This window comes from Pararhizobium sp. IMCC3301, from assembly GCF_030758315.1.
Classification (GTDB): Bacteria; Pseudomonadota; Alphaproteobacteria; order Rhizobiales.
In genome coordinates this window covers 3,635,853-3,654,989 of record NZ_CP132336.1, presented here as the reverse complement: position 1 = coordinate 3,654,989, position 19,137 = coordinate 3,635,853, and the positions used below count along the sequence as shown (strand labels likewise).

Sequence of the window (19,137 nt, the reverse complement as noted above, 5' to 3'; positions counted from 1 at the left end):
TTTAGGACATAACAGCTCATCATGATGGCAGCCATGACATTGACATCCGGATTTCACAAACTTTTCAAGACACTGATCGCAGCCGGCCTGGTTGTGCTGATGGCACTGCCAGCGGCGATTGCGCAGACACCCTCGCCGATCGGCCAGTTCACGGATTGGGCAGCATACAGCTACAATTCCAGCAACGGCCGTGTCTGCTATGCAATTACACAGCCCAAAGAAACCCTTCCGGCCGGCGTCAACAGAGACGAGATTTATTTCTTTGTCAGCCAGCGTCCCGGCGAAGGCGTTCGAAACGAAATCAGCGTCATAGTCGGCTATCCCTTTGAAGAAGGCTCGACCACCACGGTTGAAATCGGTTCTGACAAATTCAATCTTTTCACCCAGGAGGACGGTGCCTGGATACGGGACCAGACCGAGCAGGATCGTCTCGTCGAATCCATGCGTCGCGGATCGGATATGGTTGTCACAGGAACTTCGCGCAGAGGAACCCAGACAGTTGACACCTATTCACTGCTCGGCGTAACCGCAGCGCTGAATGAACTCATCAAGGTGTGCGGCAGCTGATCTGTTGAAAGCCCGTGATTTGGGGACTATGAAGGCGGGGCAATCCCCGCCTTTTTCTTTGACCGGGCCAGCTCAAATGCTATGAACGGATTGCAGGTAAGGCTGGTTGCCTTTCCAAAATCTGTGAAGCGGCAGATGGGCTTTTCTGGCAGCGTCGCTTTGCGATGAGCTTGCTCACCAATTCAACCTCCTGATTGAGTTCAGGCCTTGACACAACACTGATAAGGAAAGCCTCCAAAGGCTCCAAACATGACCGTATCTTTGAACATTGCAGCGAATAACTCCAACGCGCCTGTTGTCGCCGTGACAGCTCAGCGCGGAGTTGCCGCAGAAAAGCCGAACCTGATTGGCCTTGCCCGCGAGGAAATGATCGAGGCGCTTGTCGAGGCCGGTGTGCCTGAACGCCAGGCCAAAATGCGGGTCCAGCAGATCTGGTACTGGCTCTATGTGCGCGGCGTTTCCAATTTCGACAATATGACCAATCTGTCCAAAACGTTGCGTGGCGAACTTGCCGAGCGGTTTTCTCTTGAGCGTCCGGAAATTCTGGAAGAACAGATTTCCGTCGATGGCACCCGCAAATGGCTGTTTCGCTTTCCGCCCCGGGGCGCGGGCGCGCCGGTTGACATTGAAACGGTTTATATTCCCGAAGAAGGCCGCGGCACCTTATGCGTGTCCTCACAGGTCGGCTGCACGCTGTCCTGCACATTCTGTCACACTGGCACACAGCGTCTGGTGCGCAATCTGACGCCTGAAGAAATCGTCATGCAGGTGCTGGTCGCGCGCGAACGGCTTGGCGATTTTCCCGACAAGGAAACGCCTCCCGGCACCTACGTGCCCAGTGAGGGCCGTCTGGTCACCAATGTGGTAATGATGGGCATGGGCGAACCGCTCTACAATTTCGACCATGTGAAACAAGCGCTGCTGATTGTGTCGGATGGCGACGGTCTCGCATTGTCGAAACGCCGCATTACGCTTTCGACCTCCGGCCATGTGCCGAATATTCAGCGCACCGGCGATGAAATCGGCGTCAGCCTGGCTATTTCACTTCATGCCGTGCGCGATGAATTGCGCGACGAACTGGTTCCGATCAACAAGAAATGGAACATCGCCGCCCTGCTGGAGGCCTGCCGGAATTATCCCGGCGCGTCCAATGCCAGACGCATCACATTTGAATATGTCATGCTGAAAGGCATCAATGACAGTCTGGAAGATGCCGTCAAACTGGTCAGGCTGCTGAAAGGCATTCCGGCCAAGATCAATCTCATCCCTTTCAACCCCTGGCCCAATTCGCCCTATGAATGCTCCGAATGGGAGCAGATCGAAGCCTTTGCGGAAATCGTGAACCGGGCCGGCTATGCTTCACCGATCCGGACACCGCGCGGCCGCGATATCTTTGCCGCCTGCGGACAATTGAAATCGGAAAGCGAGCGGATGAAGAAACGCGATCGCGACGCCTTGGAATCCGCGCCAGTTCCAGGCAGCTGATTTAAATGAGCGCCCTGCTGCGTCTGGTGTTCATTGTGCCATTTGCCTATCTGGCTGCCAGTGCGGCGGCCGGACTGACTATTTACGGTGCCTGGCGCAGTTCCGATATCGTGCCGATGGACGGTCAGTTCGAACTGATCCTGGGCGGCCTGGTGGTTGCCATGGCGTTTGCTGCGCTGGCCTTTCCAGCAAGCCTGATCGGGCTGATAATCGCCGAGATCTTCAGATACCGCTCGTTTGTCGGTTATGTGCTTCTGGGCCTGCTGAACGGCACTATCCTGTCCTGGGCGATTACTGACAATCAAATGTTCAGTCAGTTCGGGGCACTGTTTCAGGACTTTTTCGGCGAGGCGTTTGTACTGCGTTTTCCGGCCAGCACCACGGCCTATCTGGCCGGAGGCAGCGCCTGGGGTCTGGTCTACTGGCTGCTGGCCGGCCGCTCATCCGGTTTCGGCGATCCCAAAAGACAAGACTGACCGGACTGACAATTTTGAAATTGCCGATTAAGAAAGTGGGGAAAGTTTAAGGCTGAGGTTCGCCTTGGCGCTCGGTCTGTAGTCAGCATCATACTGTTCCCACGCCTGTTCTGTGATTGATGAACCCTCAAAATCATCGCAGATCAGATGGATGTGAAAATCGTGCTCACGACCCACTTCTTCAAGCAGCCGTAGAGCGACCATGCCTTCTATTATGACAGGTCTATCACTTTCCATCCGGTGATCGATAATCCCCGCAATCTGATCATTTCTATAAGTAAATTTACCTTCATTGCGATGCAGGAATAGGTCTGTTTCGATTAGTGAAACGTCGAAGCGCCACGCGAGAAATCGGCCCAGAGTTGTTTTTCCGGAACCAACACGGCCATCGATTGCAACAATGACTGCGGGCAGGTCATGCAGAATTGGTTTCAACGCTTGCAATGCTGTTGCGTACTCTTCGCGAATTTGTGCGTTGCGCACTACTTCAACCGACATCATTTTACTCTGTGATAAAATCTCTTGTTTCTATTTACTCTGAGCATCATGACGAACCAAGCGCGGCTTTGTTCCGATTGGCAGCCGTTCATCGGTGTGTCGCGAACAGGAAGGTTTTTGCAACGGTATTCCGCTCCCTGCTATTTCAATGGCTTAAGTGTCGCAAATTCTTGTCGCAGAAAGACTGGCGAAATTCCGCTGTGAGCCCAGAGCGGCAATTGCAAAAAAATGAGCACTGCGTACTGTGTGAAAGGTAAATTTGCAGTCATTTTTGATTTGAAGTACCTCGGATAAAATCAGATATGAAATTCATGTTGGCCTTCCTCGATCTATTACAAACGATTTTTCGCTTTTTGGTGGTTTTTATTGTTTGTCTTAGCTTCTTCGCTCTTCCGGCATTATCGATGACATTCAAAGTGGAGCCCTCGCCCATCAATGGCGAGGTCACTCTGGTTGTTGGGAAAGGTGTTATCGCAACGGGTGACGCAGCTCGCTTCGAGGCCGCGATACGTGCATATCCGCCAAATTTTCGTGCGTTGATGGTGACGAGCGGGGGAGGCAACGTAGCCTCTGCCGTTGAGTTGGCCATTCGAATAAAGGCTCATTCATTTAGCGTCATCGCACATCAAGAATGCGCGTCAGCCTGTGCAATGATCCTTTTTCCTGCTGGGGAATATTCAATTTTGACGAAAGGCTCTATGCTGGGAATCCATTCCTGCTCCGCGTCTGGTGTTCGCCACGAACTATGCAATGAATCTATTGCCAAGCTAGCAATCTCAAACGGGTTTCCCTTTGGCACCCTCGAGAGGTTTTCCGATCTTTACGGACCGAGGGAAATGAAATGGATGACAGAAATCTCGGCTCGCTGTTTTGGCTTCTACCGTGGTAGCGACGATCCTAAGCCGATACACGGTGGCCGCAAAGCATGTGTTGATGGTGTGATCTATGCGATGGGGTCAGAAGTTCGGCCACGGCCATTTGGCCCAAGTTTCAACTGCGCGAATGCAAAAACGAAAGTAGAGCGGCTCTTCTGTATGGATAAAGAGCTTATGCAAAGTGATAGCATCCTCGGACTAGTTTATGATGCAAAAATGGCCGAGAAGAGCATCCGCGGAAGGGAAACGCTTCGCACGAACCAACACCGGTGGATTGCAGCCCGCAACGCAAATTGCGAACAACGGTTTAATTCAAGTATGGACTTCATGAACACAAGAGATGCAGCACTGTGCCTGTATAAGTACAACGAAGACAGAATTTACAGTCTGATAGACAACCCTCCATTAATTCAAAAGTAGACGACGCAAAGGGCCGCTTGGTCCCCATCTCGGCCATTCGGACTGATGGTGCAAAAACCATCCATTTACAAAAGTCGAAATCAGCAATGCGGACAAAGCAACTAAATCCGGCGTTACCGCCAATTGCTGCAATGGGCGAGCGGACATCTGTAATCACTGCCAGGCGGATGATCCCGAGCGAGATTTTTGTCACAGCGGGAGGGGCGGCGTTGGGTCATGACGTAATGTCAAATGATCGACAGTCGAGCCTTAAAACATCCTGATCTGGCACTGCCCGTTGCTCTGACCAGACCGGCTGAGACCACCTTCAATAAATATTTTCTCGCGACCAAACGGCGATCTTGATTTCGTCTGGACGCATGGACATGTGATATTGGCCGCGCTCCATATCGTGAGCGCCATGGACCCACCGACATGTTGGATTCGACCACCTCTCAAACAATTGAAGCTCCAAACGGGGCTCCCTCTTCTCCTGCAAGAATAGCACTTGTGCCAGCGGCGCTGGCAGCTCTGGGTGCGATCATATTGGTCGGCTCAGAGATATGGATTGTGGCGGTTTCCACGATCTGGGCATTGCATGGTTTGCTCGGCGCCAACCTGACCGTAGATATCATCCTGGGGATTTTACTGCTGCCTGGTGCGGTTTGGGCGACGTGGAAAACCGTAGTCCTTTCGATTGAAGCTGAACGAAAACCCGAAAACTGGTTTTAATTGAAGGGCGTCTACGGACGCTTGAGAACTATTGTGATTTCTGATTGGTTGTTCCTGCTGGGCGGCCTGGCGCTGCTCACTGTGGGTGCGGAGTATCTTGTCAAAGGGTCTGTATCGCTGGCCAACTGTCTCCGGATGCCGCCGTTTCTGATTGGCTTGACAGTCGCGGGTTTTGGCACCTCCATGCCCGAGCTGATGGTATCCCTCAAAGCCGCCCTTGATGGCGCACCGGCAATCGCTATTGGAAATGTCGTTGGTTCAAATACGGCCAATATTCTGCTCATCATCGGAGCCGCCGCTGTCATTTCACCGATCAAGGCCGAAATTCTTCAAGCCATTGTTTTTGCACTATATCCCCGCTCCCACGCCGGGGTTATAGCTTGCAAGGGTGAAGGTTGCTCAAATGGCCTTAAAGTTACTCGTCGATTTCAGCGAATGACGCTGCGGTTGGATCGCCTGGTATGCCTTGACGGCGCGTCGGCTTTATCGGGAATCACGAGATCACCCAGCCACTTCACCCCTCTCTATTGTGATGAGGTTCGCGGCTTCGGGCGAGGCGGGGGAGACGGCCATCGGGCAGGTAAAGCCGGGTATGATCTCAACGTCATAGAGCTCAGAAACTGCCCCATCGATACGAAACCAGTCGACACAGGTGCCGGTCGTCAGATCGATAATCTGGATACCGCACCAGGCTTCACTATCGGCGTCTTTCAGCTTTTGATCAAGCGCCAGCCCTTCAAAGCGTTTGTAGCGTGGTTTGGAAAGACCGACAAAGGCGTGATTGCCATGAAGAGCAAGGCCCCTCAGGAAGCCGGGGCAGAAAGTCCGGGGCTTGAATTTGCCCATTCTGCCCTGTTCTTCTGGCAACTCGATAACGCCAAGTTCACCGGTGCCAGAGTTCAGTATCCATAACTCATCCTGATAGATCCTGGGAGAATGGGGCATCGACAAGCCTTGGCAGACAATCTCATTACGATCGATATCGATAACAACTCCACCATCGGCTCTGCGATCCCGCCAGCCATCGATGGTATTGGATCGGCTAACGGCGGTTACATAACGCGGTTTATTGCCATCCATGGCCAGTCCGTTGAGATGGCATCGATCCTCATCCACCAAAGCATCGATGAACGGTGGCCTCCATACAGGTTCAAAACTGTGCCGGGAAGAAACTGTCGCCAGGCAGTTATACCGCGTGTTGACGAACAGGATGCGTCCGTTCTCATCGATCCCCACATCATGGGCATCCAGACTGCCAGTTACATGAATGGTTCGGGGAACATAACAGGCATCGAATGTTTCATTGACGCGCTGATTGGCATCGAGAACATTCTCAAATCGCATGATCTGGAAACCGCCGGTCAGCGTCAGTCTGCCCTGTCCATCAAGGCACAGGCCCATCGGCTTTGGCATGGCGGATTGATGCAGATGCGCTCCACCCTTTGGATCACGGCCCAGGAAATACAGGAGCCCGGACTGATAGGAGGAAAAAGCAATAGAGACATTCAGGCTGGCCAAACGCTGCATCAGACCGGGAGACAGGGAATAGTCGACTTTCTGCTCTTCTTTGGATGGCGGTTTGGAATCTGACCCGGTTGCCAGCTGGGTCATTCTCTCACCATTTCATCCTGATGCCGACATTCCCCTTGAAGCGGTTGGAATTGCCGGGGTTCTCAAGGCTGGTGGCTGCAGATGCTTCACTATAAAGCGAGTATTGCCCGTTACCCCACACATATGAGCCGCCAACACCAAGCTCGCCGGAAAGCCGGTCCGCAGCGCTTGAAAGCTGCGTGCTGGAAACCTCTACCCTCGTTTCTTCAATAAATTGATAGTGCAGATTGGCGAGGGTATAAAGGTTGGAACGACGGTTATCGCCATTTGCGGCCTGCCACATTCTTTCGTACTCGGTTGAAATACCGACACGTCCTTTTAAATTGTCGCCGTCCTCAAGTTCAACCGTTTCGCCAAACGGTCCGCTAAAATCGTCGAATTCGACAGAGGCCCAGACAAGCTGGGCCTGGGGTGTGATAACCCTGCCATTGCCAATTTCCATGCGCTGGCCTGCTTCGATGGACAGGGAATAGCCTGTGCCTTGCAGATCGTCGGAGAGTTCGCCAAGAATGCCGGAGGAAAGATCGCCCTCATACCAGGAATACTGGCCCTGCCCGTCCAGATAAAGACCGTTTTCCCGATACCATGTCATGGTTGCGCCAACGCCATAGCCGGTCAAATCAATGGAACCATTGCCAAAAGGCGAGTTCACGCTTGTTTGGGATGCGCCAAAGTGAGCGGTCAACCCGGCGATCAGTGCATTACCGCCGGCATCGCCCAAGACCAATCCTTCAACCCCGCCCTTCATCTGCCATTGATCGATTGTATAGTACGAGGAAGTGGTCGAACTGTCTGGATCGATCCGCTGATGTCCCGCCTCTATGCGGGCCCAGACGGCGCTGGGTTGGGTGAGCGAGGCATCGCCATCAGCGCCAAAGCCGGAGACAATTGCGCCATCGGTGCCAAGCCGCGACCCGCCATAACTCGACCAGTAGCGGTTGCCAACGCGCTGCTGCAGCGTTGGCATCGTTTCCATCGAGAGCAGTGCTGCCTGAAGCGCTTCGTAAACCGGGGCGGCCGGCTGAAAGGCTGCCGCCAGCACAAAATCCCACACGTCATTTTGAGAAGCGTCGGGATTGATCGCATAGATATCATAGGCATAAACGCCACCGGGAACAACATTCTGTCTACCGGTATCGGGGTTGCTGAAAGTATTGCCCGCCGCGCCCAGGACAAAATGCCGGGACAGCGTTCCGGTTGCCGCTGTGCTGTCTTCAAGCGGTGCCGCGTCATTGATATTGCCCTGATTGTTGCCCTCGACCTGAACGATCAAAATGCCCTCATCCGGATCGACCAAACCGTTGCCATTGCGGTCCGTCGCAGCCCCGGCTCCGCCCGTATTGTTGATGAAAACACTGGTGACGTTCGACACACTGCCCTGGACAATCATCTGGTCGGCAAAGGCCTGATCGTTTGGTTGCACGTTGGTCAAGCCGCCATCGTTCAAGACAACATCCAGCAACAGATCGGAGGCAGCAGCGTAGTTTCCGGTGATAGTCAAAACGGTATCGGCAACCAGATTGGCAGTCGACAAATCCAGAGCTCCGAAATTGTTGAAATTGCCATTGATCAGAAATGAGTTCTGGAAAAATGCTGTTGATCCATCCTCTACTTCAAAAAGCAGCACCGCGCTATTGGCATCCTGACCGATACTCGCTCCGGAAAATGTGACATTGGAATTATTGGTCAAATCGACCAATTCGAAATTGATGATTTGACCATCGAGCGCACCCGTCCAGCCATTAAAGACCAAATCGTCATCGTTTCCGGTGGTGGTAGCATCCCCGCCGTCAAGGTCGACGCCAGCGGCAACGCTTGCATCGGTATGGATGGTGATCATATCCGAGCCCGCACCCATAACAGCATCGTCCTTCAGCCCACCGTAAACGCTGAGGGAACTGGCCGCATTGCCATTGGTGCCATCGGCATTATCCTGCAATGCAACACCGCTGCCGCCGCTCAGCGAGCCACCAGACGTGATGGTGAAGGCCCCGCCTTGAGAGGAGCTCTCGTTATGAACGCCATATGTGCCGCCGTAGACAGCGCCATCCATCCTGACGAGGAGATTGCCGGAGCCCTGATGGCCAATTCTGATGCCATCCCGCCCCCCGGTTGTTTCAGCCGCATCGATGGTCAGGGAGGTGCCATCATTGCGGGCATAAATACCGTCATTAATATTGCCGGTGGTCGCGCCGCTGGTGGTGATGGAGAGCAAATCACGGCCATAATTGCGGGCAAGAATGCCAAATCTTCGCCCGGTTGTTTCAGCCGCATCGATGGTTAACGAAGTGCCATTCAAATTGCGGGCAAAAATACCGTAATCAGTTTTGCCGGTGGTCACGCCGCTGGTGGTGATGGAGAGGAACTCACTGCCATAATTGCGGGCATTAATGCCCCGTCTTTCCCCGGTTGTTTCAGCGGCATCGATGGTCAGAGACGTGCCAGTATTGCGGGCAAAAATACCCTCATCAGTGTTGCCGGTGGTGATGCCGCTGGTGGTGATGGAGAGCAAATCACTGCCAGAATTGCGGGCAAGAATGCCAAATCTTGCCCCGGTTGTTTCAGCCGCATCGATGGTCAGGGACGTGCCATTAGAATTGACGGCAAGAATACCGTCACGAGTTTTGCCGGTGGTCGCGCCGCTGGTGGTGATCGAGAGCAACTCACTGCCAAAATTGCGGGCAAAAATGCCATATCTTTCTCCGGTTGTTTCAGCCGCATCGATGGTCAGGGACGTGCCATCATTGCGGGCAATAATACCTTCATCAGTGTTGCCGGTGGTGACGCCGCTGGTGGTGATGGAGAGCAACTCACTGCCATAATTTATGGCACGAATGCCTATTTCTTGACCCGTAATTGTAGAATTGTTGATGTCTGTAAAAGTAATACTGGTCTCGGCTGCAGTGTTGACGAGGGTAAATGCATTCCCTGCAGCTGTCGTGATCCCAAATAAAGGATCGGTGCTTACGGTTAAAGCACCTAACGCAACAGGCGTCGGTGATTGCGTCACATCTCCACCGGTTGCCGGGCCATAACAACTCCAGATACCGGACCCCGCGGGTGTCTCAGCACACGTTCCGGCATGTGCCCTGCTTGCACCTGTCAAACCATCAGGCAAGAAAACCGGCCCCACCAAAAGCGCAGCGCTCAGGGCAATGGCGGAAACCGAAGATTTAAGAGGGGCCAATGCTGCCCAGGAGCCAGCCTCGGGCGCATAACTTGCCGCTTGACCGGCATGTTTGGTGATCCTGCCGCCGCATAAATTGCGCACCGCATCTGAATTCCGTTTATCGAATTTCACCATTGAACCGCCCAAGGCTTTCAAAAATCAGCAATCACCAGTAATTGGCGATCACTCGAAAAATGCGCTGCTTTACTCAAAACTTATCAAGTGCTTAACGCAAGCTAAGCAGAAATTGCCGTTTTTCATAGCGAGCCGGGGTCCTGCATGTCGGATTTCCCGGAATTGTGGCGCGAATACAACTGTAACAGGCAACCAGGCGGCACTGCCAGTAGTTGTCACCTAATTGATGTTAATTTGCATCAGAGGTGATTTGCCCGGTTGCCCCTCATAGAGACGCTGTTCAACATCGATGTGTGTCGCATAATCGGAAGTATGGAACTTTCTGGATATCCCGACACCGATTCGACTGTCACGGGGTCATCGATCACAACCATATCCGAGCCAATTTTGGCAATTGTGGCGAGGCCGCTTCGCGTGTCGTCAATGCCCAGCCTGCTCCATTCGCTTCGCTCTCGTGGTGAACATGACGAGTTTGCCACCGCCTGCACTTTTCAGCAAACCTGTATGTCAGCAACCTACGAATTCGAACGTGTCAGCAGCAGCTTGATGGCAAAGCCGCCAAGAACCGTGGCAAACAGCCAGTCGACGAAGCGCGTCGCTTTTGGCGAGCGTTTGAGAAAATCGGCAATATGGTCTGCAGACAGGATCAGTGCGCCGCAAATTGGTGTTGCGACGACGACAAACAGAGCCCCCAGGAACATCAGCTTATAGGCTGCATAAGGGTCCGCGGCACTGACGAATTGCGGCAGAAAGGTCACGAAAAAGACAATGATCTTGGGGTTCAGCAGATTGATCCAGAGCCCTTTCAGATAGACTGTGGTAACGCTTTCCTTTTTGCGCTCTGCGGTATCAACAGAAAAAGATGAGCCGTTGCGCAGCGCGTCAAAGGCAAGCCACAGCAAATACAGACTGCCGACAATTTTCAGGGTGATAAAGGCTGTTTCAGAGGCGGCCAGCAGCGCCGACAGGCCCAGCGCCACAGCAAGAGTGTGGACCAGCAGGCCGGAGGTCGCACCGAGAAACGCCGCAAAACCGGCCTTCCGCCCCTGAGCGATGGTCTTGCTGAGAAACAGCGTCATGTCCGGGCCCGGGGTCAGCGTCAGCGCAATCGCCGCGATTGAAAATGTTATCAGGACTGATATTTCCGGCAGAAAAACCAAGATCAAACCCTCCCGTTCAACCAACAGACAACGCCGGATGGTTTCAGATTTCGCGGAAAATGCTCTAACGCGAACACAATGGAAATCCAATGGGTTTGTAGCTGCCGCGAGAAGATTTCCTTGCGCCCGCCCGCCTTATTTCTATAGTGCGCCGCAAACACAAGGCACCCGCCAAAGGTGCCATGGCATCAAACCACAGACGCAAACGCGTTCAGACAATCAGGAGTTCTGCATGTCCAAGACAGGCAAGATCAAAAAAGTCGTGCTGGCCTATTCGGGCGGGCTGGATACATCGATCATTCTCAAATGGCTGCAGACAAATTATCAGTGTGAGGTGGTCACCTTCACCGCTGATCTGGGCCAGGGCGAGGAGCTGGAGCCGGCGCGCAAGAAAGCCGAACTGCTTGGTATCAAAGAGATTTATATTGAAGATCTGCGCGAGGAATTTGTCCGGGATTTTGTGTTCCCGATGTTTCGCGCCAATGCGCTGTATGAAGGCGTTTATCTGCTCGGCACATCGATTGCACGGCCTTTGATCTCCAAACGCCTGATTGAAATTGCAGCGCAAACCGGTGCTGATGCGATCTCCCATGGCGCCACCGGAAAAGGCAACGATCAGGTCCGGTTTGAACTGGCAGCCTATGCGCTGAACCCGGATATCAAGGTGATCGCGCCCTGGCGCGAATGGGACCTGACGTCGCGGACACGGCTGCTGGAATTTGCCGAACAGAACCAGATTCCAATCGCCAGGGACAAGCGCGGCGAAGCACCGTTCTCGGTTGATGCAAATCTGCTGCACACATCCTCTGAAGGCAAGGTGCTGGAAGATCCTGCGAAGGCCGCACCGGAATATGTCTATTCGCGCACGGTTGCGCCGGAAGACGCTCCGGACAAGGCCACGTTGATCGAGGTCGGATTTGAAAAGGGTGATGCGGTTTCCATTGATGGCGAGGCGCTGTCACCGGCCAGCCTTCTGACAAAACTCAACGAATTGGGTGGTGCAAACGGCATCGGACGGCTTGATCTGGTAGAGAACCGCTTTGTCGGCATGAAGTCGCGCGGGATTTACGAAACCCCCGGCGGAACCGTGCTGCTGACCGCGCATCGCGGGATTGAATCGATCACGCTCGACCGGGGCGCGGCGCATCTCAAGGATGAGATGATGCCAAAATACGCCGAGCTGATCTATAACGGGTTCTGGTTCTCGCCCGAGCGGGATATGCTTCAGGCCCTGATCGACAAAAGCCAGGAACTGGTGAGTGGCACTGTGACGCTAAAACTCTACAAGGGCAGTGTCAGCGTGGTGGCCCGCAGTTCGCCCAATTCCCTGTATGATGAGGATCTGGTGACCTTTGAAGAAGGCGCCGTTGCCTATGATCACAATGATGCTGCCGGGTTCATCCGTCTCAATGCGCTGCGTCTGCGAACCCTCGCAAACCGAAAAAAACGCGGTTGAATGGGAACGGTCGGCCGTTCGGCAACGCTGCAGGTGTAAAATCGTGTCCGCCATCTCGCGGTCAAAAGCGACTGCGCAGGCAATTCAGCGCCTGAAAAATCGAGACCGGACGCGGATTTTGGTCTCGTGGCGGGCCTGCTCGTGGCCTCAGGAAAGCAATCCCTTGCAAGACAGGGATTGCACAAGGGCGGCATGAGGGATATATCCCGCACTGCAACCGCGTCAATTGAAGTGACTTGACGCCTGATTTTTCCAAAGTTTTGAAAGCCTGAAAATGTCCCTGCGAAATATCGCCATCATCGCGCACGTTGATCATGGAAAGACCACTCTTATCGATGTGCTGCTCAAAGCCTCCGGCGCGTTTCGCGACAACCAGCAGGTTGACGAGCGTGCCATGGACTCCAACGATCTGGAGCGCGAGCGCGGCATCACCATTCTTGCCAAGGTCACATCGCTGAACTGGAAGGATTCGCGTATCAACATTGTGGATACGCCCGGCCACGCCGATTTTGGCGGCGAAGTGGAACGTATTCTGAATATGGTGGACGGTGCCATTCTCCTGGTCGATGCCGCAGAAGGCCCGATGCCCCAAACCAAATTCGTACTTTCAAAGGCCCTGAAAATCGGCCTGCGACCAATTGTTGTGATCAACAAGATCGACAAGCATGACGCGCGGCCGGACGAAGTGCTGGACGAGGTATTCGATTTGTTTGCCAGTCTGGATGCAGACGAAAATCAACTGGATTTCCCTGTGCTCTACGGATCGGCCAAACAGGGCTGGATGGCAGCCGACGCTGAAGGACCGAAAGACAATATCGGACCGCTGCTGGACCTGGTTATGGAAAAAGTTCCTGAACCTGTGGTCGAGGAAGGTGCGTTTCAGCTTCTGGCCACGACGATTGAGTCCAACCCCTATCTGGGCCGGATTCTGACCGGCCGGATTCGGGCCGGATCAATCAAGCCGAACCAGAACATCAAGGCACTCGCGGGCGACGGCACTGTGGTCGAAACCGGCCGCGTCAGCCGTGTGCTCGGATTTCGCGGCCTTGAGCGGGTGCCGGTCGATGAAGCCTTCGCCGGTGACATTGTGGCGCTGTCAGGCCTGACCATTGCATCAGTGGCCGACACGCTGGTCGACCCATCGGTCGACACACCAATTTCCGCGCAACCGATTGATCCCCCCACCCTGTCGATGACATTCCGCATTAACGATGCGCCGATTGCCGGAACTGAAGGCGACAAGGTGCAAAGTCGGGTCATCCGTGACCGTCTGCTGAAAGAAGCGGAAGGCAATGTGGCGCTGCAAGTGACAGCTGGCACCGATGGCGACAGTTTTGAAGTTGCCGGCCGTGGCGAATTGCAACTTGCCGTGCTGATTGAAACCATGCGCCGCGAAGGATTTGAACTGTCGATCGGCAAGCCGCGTGTTGTGTTCCGGCAGGATGAAGACGGCAACCGCCTTGAGCCGATTGAGGAAGTCATCATCGACGTGGATGACGAGCATTCCGGCACAGTTGTGCAGAAACTGTCTGAACGGCGGGCAGAGCTGGTGGAAATGCGCCCGTCAACTGGCGGACGCACCCGTATCGTATTGCATGCCCCGACGCGCGGCCTGATCGGATATCAGCCGGAATTGCTGTCCGATACGCGTGGCACCGGCATCATGAACCGGCTGTTTCACGAATATGCACCCTATAAAGGCTCGATTCCGGGCCGCCGCACCGGCGCACTTATTTCCAATGGTCAGGGCGAGGCAGTGGCCTTTGCACTGTGGAACCTGGAAGATCGCGGTCCGATGATTATCGAACCGGGCAATCGTGTTTATGAAGGCATGATTGTCGGCGAACACACCAAGGGCAATGATCTCGAAGTCAATGTTCTGAAAGGCAAACAGCTGACCAATATGCGGTCCTCCGGCAAGGATGATGCCGTGCGCCTGACGCCGCCGACGAAAATGACGCTTGAAAAGGCGTTGTCCTATATTCAGGAAGATGAGCTGGTGGAAGTCACACCAAAATCGATCCGTCTGCGCAAACGCCTTCTGCTGGCCCATGAGCGCAAGAAAGCATCCCGGATGTCTGCCGCCAGTTAGGTAGCTTAAGCCTGAGCCGTTGAATTCCAACCCTTTTTCATAGCGGCCGGTTACAGTAAACCGCGCTGCCCGGCCGTCGGGGCAGCGCGGTTTACGACAATTTTTTCTGTTTAGATCGCCCGTTTCAGGCGGTGCTGCACGGTTCTCGTCTCTCGGGGCCTGGAGCGCCGGAGGCCAGCCAAATTCAAGATTTCCGCGCCCGCCGGACGTCATTGCACTGCGCTTGTTGTCATCAGAACGACGGCACGAAGTGAGCCTTGCCAGCAAACCTGCAAATCCGGTCAGATGATTTAATGGAACCAGTGAACGGTCTTACCGTTTCTATCCTGCGTGCTTGACTCAATGTTGGCGAAAAACGGTTTATCGGCGGCGCATTCCGCCTCATTCCAAACGTTGTTTCCGTTCAGCCTCTGTTCAGACACGATATTGCATAGAGTGCGCAATTCACCGCCTCATCTGAGGCATTTTGCGTGAGATAACACATGGAGACGTTGCATGAATCGTTCCCGACTGACTGTAAAATCACTTAAAAACGCCGGGATTGCCTTCGCTATTGGCGCAAGCCTGGTGGGCACTCCCTCATTTGGCCAGAAAGAAGGCCTGGCGCGGGAAACTCTCGAACAACTTATTACCGTCCCGCCAAGTGAATTGAGCGACGCGGATCTCGCGTTGCGGATTCAATTGAACCGGCGGTTGCTGAATGACAATGTTGCCGAAATTGGCGGCGTCAAGCTGCGAGCTCTGCTGAAGGCTGACCGTCAGGAGTTGCGCCGCCGCGGCAAAGCTGAGGACGGCGAGCAGAACGATAATGCGCAAGCACCTGCAGCCGAACCGAAGGCTGCTGAAGACAATGCTGGAGCAAACGACCAGGCCGAAGATCGTCGCCAGCAAAGACGCGAAGAGCGCCGCGAAGCTCAGGATCAGGCCGCCCAGGAACAAGCTGCCAAAGACCAGGCAGCCCAGGAACAAGCCGCCAGAGATCAGGCCGCCAAAGATCAGGCCGCTCGTGACCAGGCCGCGCAAGAACAGGCAGCCAAAGATCAGGCCGCCAAGGATCAGGCCGCTCGCGATCAGGCAGCACAAGATAAAGCTGCACAGGATCAGGATACACGAGCTGAGCGCAGACGTAGAGAAAGAGACGACGCTGCAGCTGCTGCTGCTGCCGCAGAAACTGAAAGACAGCGCAATGCGGAAACGAGCAACACTGATAACGAAACCAACGCTAACCGGCTCGCCCGCAGATCTCTGGAAGATGACAGAGCGTCCGGCAGTCTGACTGTTGCCCAATTGCGCGAGCGCATCGGCGAGACAGAAGATATTCTGAAGCTCGACGGCCTGCGCCGTGCTCTTGAAAATGCTCTGAAAGACCGGCTCGCAGCCGACAACACCTCTCTGGAAAGCAAATTAGCCACCAGGGGAGAACGCAGAGAAGAACGGCGCGAAGAGCGTCGGGACGAACGGCGGGAACAGCGTCAGGAAGATCGTCAAGCTGAGCGCGATCAGCAGCAGCAACAGGATACAGCTGACCGCAACCCGCAGGCCAATCAGGCAGCACGCCAGCTTCTGGAAGACCAGCGCCCGGCAGCCCGTCTTGGCATGCCGGAACTGCGTGAGCGGGTTCAACGTACCCGTGATGTGCTTCGGGAAGATGGCCTGCGTGAGCGGCTGAGCCTGCAATTGCGCGAGCGTCTGGCTGAAGATCGGGAAGAATTGCGCAATCGGGTAGCCGAACGGGAAGGCCGCACCACAGATCGTGAATTGCGGGTCGAGATTCTGCAAAACCGGGCTTTGCGTGACGAACTTCTTGCAGACCGGCGTCCGTCCAGCACTTTGAATGATCGTGAACTTGACGAGCGTATCGAACATGCAAGTTCCCTGCTGGAAGAAAACCGCATGCGGCCTGCTGTCCGGGCTGGTGTTCAGCGGATGCTGGAAAATGACCGGGCGGAAAAACGCGAACGTCTGCTCGCCGCCCGTGAGGACCGCCGCCGTAAATTGCGTCGTGAGGCCCGCAGACCGGATGGGTTCAGCATTGAACTTGGAACGTCCGGGGTTCAGTTCGGCCTTGATATTATCGCTGCAGAAGAAGATCATGATACGATCCAACGGCAGCTTATGGCACCGCCAAGACGTGATATTCAGCGCCGCTATTCTCTCAGAGAATTCCAGCAACAGCCTGATTTGCGTGATGTAATGCCAGGTATTGAGCTGGATACAATCCGCTTTGGTACAAATGAAGCTTTCGTTCGTGCCGAGGAAATCTCGAACCTGGATGCGATCGGCGAAATCATCGAGGAGGTCGTCTACAATCGGCCTGAGGAAATCTTCCTGATCGAGGGTCATACCGATGCTGTGGGCAGCGACGCCTATAATCTGCGTCTGTCAGAACAACGCGCTCTGGCCGTCAAGGAAGCATTGCTGGATTACTTCAATATTCCACCGGCAAATCTGATCACCATCGGCTATGGGGAACGTTATCTGCGCATCCCCACACCTTATGCAGAACAGGAAAACCGCCGCGTCAGCGTGCGTCGTGTCACACCGTTGCTGTCACAGAACTGATCTGAAGACTATCAGATCCGACACGTCACACTGATGTGTCGGATACCCAAAGCCAGAGAGGTGAAACCGGTTCCGGACCCCCGGACAGGTTTCGCCTCTTTGTTATTCGCCTGAGCGAAGATGGCAGGTGGATCGTGAAAATTGACAGGCCGGCGAAGTGCCGGCCTTGTGCGTCTGGCGTCAATCAGCCCTTGTTCACATTGACATAGCGCAGATAAGGCTTGGCTTCTTTCCAACCCTGCGGAAACAGTGTTTTGGCATCTTCATTGGAAACCGCCGGCAGAATGATCGCATCGTCGCCGGGAGACCAGTTGGCCGGTGTTGCAAGCTTTTCTTTTGCAGTCAGTTGCAGACTGTCCAGGACCCGCAGTATTTCATTGAAATTACGCCCGGTGCTCATCGGATAGGTCAGCATCAGTTTGATCCGCTTGTCGGGGCCAATGATAAACACCGACCGCACAGTCTGATTGGTCGCAGCCGTGCGACCCTCAGAAGTGCCTTGCGTATCAGCCGGCAGCATATTGTAGAGTTTTGCGACCGCCAGTTCAGTGTCGCCGATCATCGGGTAGTTCGGTGCGGCACCCATTACTTCTGCAATATCCTTTGCCCATTCCTTGTGGTTCTCCACAGGGTCAACACTCAGGCCGATAATTCTGGTATTGCGCCGGTCAAACTCAGGCTTCAGTTGCGCCATTGTACCCAGTTCGGTGGTGCAGACCGGGGTAAAATCCTTGGGGTGGGAAAACAGAACCGCCCAGCCATCGCCGATCCAGTCATGGAAGCTGATTTTGCCTTCAGTGGTTTCCGCTTCGAAATCGGGAGCGATGTCATTTATTGCAAGAGACATGTCTGGTTTTCCTTTTCTGTAGGGGGTCCATGCATCAGCCGTGCACGCTCAACACAGATAAGCGTGCAGGCAAGGTGTTCAAGGCATCACACGCCCCTCGTCAGCCAGGCTGCATCACATCACAAATTCTGAAGAACGGAAGACATAAGCCCGGTGAAAAGGATGAAAGCACTTGAAACAGGAGAAACAGAGAACCGGGTGCAAGCGGATAGGCATCGCACATAAAAAAACCGGCCCCTGAAAGGAGCCGGAAATATGCTTGTACCTCAGTTTTAAAATTACCCGGTTTGAGAGTCACCCCTCAGGTTGGGGGGCTGATAGAATGGGGTGGTCCCAAACCGGGCTGTCTGAGGCAACACAATTAATATGGGTATTCAAGATGGCTGGCCAAGGGCTGAAACAGGGCAAAATTGTGATTTTTTGCAATAAAGTGTGATGAAAATTCGTCTGACGGTAAAAAGCCTTTTTATTTGTGCTGAGGCTGACGCCCGATAAACAGGCTGGAATCCAGGCTTGCAATACCCCGAAACTCACGTCATCCTAGGGTCACAAAACCAACAGCATGGGCGGCTTTATGGCGGACATGAATGAGAACTCCGTTGCTTCGAATCGCAAATCTACCCGTTCAGGCCAAAGCGCCGAAATTCATTCATTTCCCGATTCCGCTTCCGCTCAGCCCGCCTCTTCCGCTAGGCCTGCATCTTCCACTCGGCCCACCTCTTCCGCTAGATCTGGCACTGCCATGCCGGGCGTCAAGCCCAACCACAAGCAGGTCACGTTCAATCGGGCCGAGCTGGAAGCAATTCTGCGGATCTACGGCTTCAAAGTGGCCGGGGGAGAATGGCGCGATTATGCGATTGATCATCTGAAGGACCGCGCCGTGTTTTCGATCTTCCGGCGCTCCAGTGAAATGCCGATGTTCTATGTCGAGAAGGACCCGGCACTGGCGCGCAAACAGGGGATGTACAAGGTTGTCGCCGCCAGCGGCCACATCCTGAAGCGCGGCCATGAACTGCCGCAGGTTCTCAAAGTCCTGGAAAAGCCGTTGAAAGTCGTGTCGAAATAGCTGCCAG

14 protein-coding genes and 1 pseudogene are annotated in these 19,137 nt (G+C 54.3%); 10 read left to right on the top strand and 5 right to left on the bottom strand.

The genetic code is table 11. The annotated features are described in order from the left end of the window. Nucleotides 1–33 precede the first annotated feature (33 nt). The 3 genes from RAL88_RS17605 to RAL88_RS17595 all read left to right on the top strand — a co-directional run bounded on the left by RAL88_RS17605 (nucleotide 34) and on the right by RAL88_RS17595 (nucleotide 2,528). Entirely contained in the window at nucleotides 34–567 is a 534-nt protein-coding gene (locus RAL88_RS17605; protein WP_306265242.1) for an invasion associated locus B family protein, read from the top strand. A 249-nt stretch (nucleotides 568–816) separates the two neighbouring features. Beyond that, nucleotides 817–2,052 carry a 23S rRNA (adenine(2503)-C(2))-methyltransferase RlmN gene (rlmN, locus tag RAL88_RS17600; RefSeq protein ID WP_306265240.1) on the top strand — a complete coding sequence of 412 codons (1,236 nt, stop codon included), beginning with the start codon at nucleotides 817–819 and terminating at the stop codon, nucleotides 2,050–2,052. A 5-nt stretch (nucleotides 2,053–2,057) separates the two neighbouring features. After that, on the top strand, nucleotides 2,058–2,528 hold the full coding sequence (locus tag RAL88_RS17595; protein WP_306265239.1) for a hypothetical protein: 471 nt from the start codon (nucleotides 2,058–2,060) through the stop codon (nucleotides 2,526–2,528). A gap of 27 nt (nucleotides 2,529–2,555) precedes the next feature. Here the strand turns inward: RAL88_RS17595 and RAL88_RS17590 are convergent, their stop codons facing one another. Continuing rightward, nucleotides 2,556–3,026 carry a hypothetical protein gene (locus tag RAL88_RS17590; RefSeq protein ID WP_306265238.1) on the bottom strand — a complete coding sequence of 157 codons (471 nt, stop codon included), beginning with the start codon at nucleotides 3,024–3,026 and terminating at the stop codon, nucleotides 2,556–2,558. Nucleotides 3,027–3,328: 302 nt separating this feature from the next. Between RAL88_RS17590 and RAL88_RS17585 the strand changes: the two genes are divergently transcribed. The 3 genes and pseudogenes from RAL88_RS17585 to RAL88_RS17575 all read left to right on the top strand — a co-directional run. Continuing rightward, complete coding sequence (locus RAL88_RS17585; RefSeq protein ID WP_306265236.1) at nucleotides 3,329–4,321, top strand: lysozyme inhibitor LprI family protein; 993 nt, start codon at nucleotides 3,329–3,331, stop codon at nucleotides 4,319–4,321. Between the two features lie 414 nt (nucleotides 4,322–4,735). Continuing rightward, entirely contained in the window at nucleotides 4,736–5,032 is a 297-nt protein-coding gene (locus RAL88_RS17580) for a hypothetical protein (RefSeq protein ID WP_306265235.1), read from the top strand. A 33-nt stretch (nucleotides 5,033–5,065) separates the two neighbouring features. Next, a pseudogene (locus tag RAL88_RS17575) lies at nucleotides 5,066–5,344 on the top strand (sodium:calcium antiporter); the annotation flags it as partial. Between the two features lie 189 nt (nucleotides 5,345–5,533). Here RAL88_RS17575 and RAL88_RS17570 read toward each other — a convergent pair. The 3 genes from RAL88_RS17570 to RAL88_RS17560 form a co-directional block, all read right to left on the bottom strand. Then, entirely contained in the window at nucleotides 5,534–6,643 is a 1,110-nt protein-coding gene (locus tag RAL88_RS17570) for a TIGR03032 family protein (RefSeq protein ID WP_306265234.1), read from the bottom strand. A 4-nt stretch (nucleotides 6,644–6,647) separates the two neighbouring features. After that, nucleotides 6,648–9,452: an autotransporter outer membrane beta-barrel domain-containing protein gene (locus RAL88_RS17565; protein WP_306265233.1), complete on the bottom strand. Its 2,805-nt coding sequence runs from the start codon at nucleotides 9,450–9,452 to the stop codon at nucleotides 6,648–6,650. Between the two features lie 1,010 nt (nucleotides 9,453–10,462). Further along, nucleotides 10,463–11,107, bottom strand: coding sequence for a LysE family translocator (locus RAL88_RS17560; RefSeq protein ID WP_306265231.1), 645 nt, complete (start codon nucleotides 11,105–11,107; stop codon nucleotides 10,463–10,465). Between the two features lie 232 nt (nucleotides 11,108–11,339). Here RAL88_RS17560 and RAL88_RS17555 point away from each other — a divergent pair, with 232 nt between their 5' ends. The 3 genes from RAL88_RS17555 (at nucleotide 11,340) to RAL88_RS17545 (ending at nucleotide 17,217) form a co-directional block, all read left to right on the top strand. Further along, on the top strand, nucleotides 11,340–12,563 hold the full coding sequence (locus RAL88_RS17555) for an argininosuccinate synthase (RefSeq protein WP_306265228.1): 1,224 nt from the start codon (nucleotides 11,340–11,342) through the stop codon (nucleotides 12,561–12,563). Nucleotides 12,564–12,837: 274 nt separating this feature from the next. Next, complete coding sequence (typA, locus tag RAL88_RS17550; RefSeq protein ID WP_306265227.1) at nucleotides 12,838–14,655, top strand: translational GTPase TypA; 1,818 nt, start codon at nucleotides 12,838–12,840, stop codon at nucleotides 14,653–14,655. Between the two features lie 495 nt (nucleotides 14,656–15,150). After that, nucleotides 15,151–17,217: an OmpA family protein gene (locus RAL88_RS17545; RefSeq protein ID WP_306265226.1), complete on the top strand. Its 2,067-nt coding sequence runs from the start codon at nucleotides 15,151–15,153 to the stop codon at nucleotides 17,215–17,217. A gap of 184 nt (nucleotides 17,218–17,401) precedes the next feature. Here the strand turns inward: RAL88_RS17545 and RAL88_RS17540 are convergent, their stop codons facing one another. Beyond that, nucleotides 17,402–18,064, bottom strand: a complete 663-nt coding sequence (locus RAL88_RS17540; protein ID WP_306265225.1) for a peroxiredoxin — start codon at nucleotides 18,062–18,064, stop codon at nucleotides 17,402–17,404. 742 nt (nucleotides 18,065–18,806) lie between these two features. Here RAL88_RS17540 and RAL88_RS17535 point away from each other — a divergent pair. Beyond that, nucleotides 18,807–19,130, top strand: a complete 324-nt coding sequence (locus RAL88_RS17535; protein ID WP_306265224.1) for a DUF2794 domain-containing protein — start codon at nucleotides 18,807–18,809, stop codon at nucleotides 19,128–19,130. Nucleotides 19,131–19,137 lie beyond the last annotated feature (7 nt).

Coding starts and splice junctions, on each gene's coding strand:
- RAL88_RS17605 (WP_306265242.1), top strand. CDS start 34: ATGACATTGACATCCGGATTTCACAAACTTTTCAAGACACTGATCGCA.
- rlmN (WP_306265240.1), top strand. CDS start 817: ATGACCGTATCTTTGAACATTGCAGCGAATAACTCCAACGCGCCTGTT.
- RAL88_RS17595 (WP_306265239.1), top strand. CDS start 2,058: ATGAGCGCCCTGCTGCGTCTGGTGTTCATTGTGCCATTTGCCTATCTG.
- RAL88_RS17590 (WP_306265238.1), bottom strand. CDS start 3,026: ATGTCGGTTGAAGTAGTGCGCAACGCACAAATTCGCGAAGAGTACGCA.
- RAL88_RS17585 (WP_306265236.1), top strand. CDS start 3,329: ATGAAATTCATGTTGGCCTTCCTCGATCTATTACAAACGATTTTTCGC.
- RAL88_RS17580 (WP_306265235.1), top strand. CDS start 4,736: ATGTTGGATTCGACCACCTCTCAAACAATTGAAGCTCCAAACGGGGCT.
- RAL88_RS17570 (WP_306265234.1), bottom strand. CDS start 6,643: ATGACCCAGCTGGCAACCGGGTCAGATTCCAAACCGCCATCCAAAGAA.
- RAL88_RS17555 (WP_306265228.1), top strand. CDS start 11,340: ATGTCCAAGACAGGCAAGATCAAAAAAGTCGTGCTGGCCTATTCGGGC.
- typA (WP_306265227.1), top strand. CDS start 12,838: ATGTCCCTGCGAAATATCGCCATCATCGCGCACGTTGATCATGGAAAG.
- RAL88_RS17545 (WP_306265226.1), top strand. CDS start 15,151: ATGAATCGTTCCCGACTGACTGTAAAATCACTTAAAAACGCCGGGATT.
- RAL88_RS17540 (WP_306265225.1), bottom strand. CDS start 18,064: ATGTCTCTTGCAATAAATGACATCGCTCCCGATTTCGAAGCGGAAACC.
- RAL88_RS17535 (WP_306265224.1), top strand. CDS start 18,807: ATGCCGGGCGTCAAGCCCAACCACAAGCAGGTCACGTTCAATCGGGCC.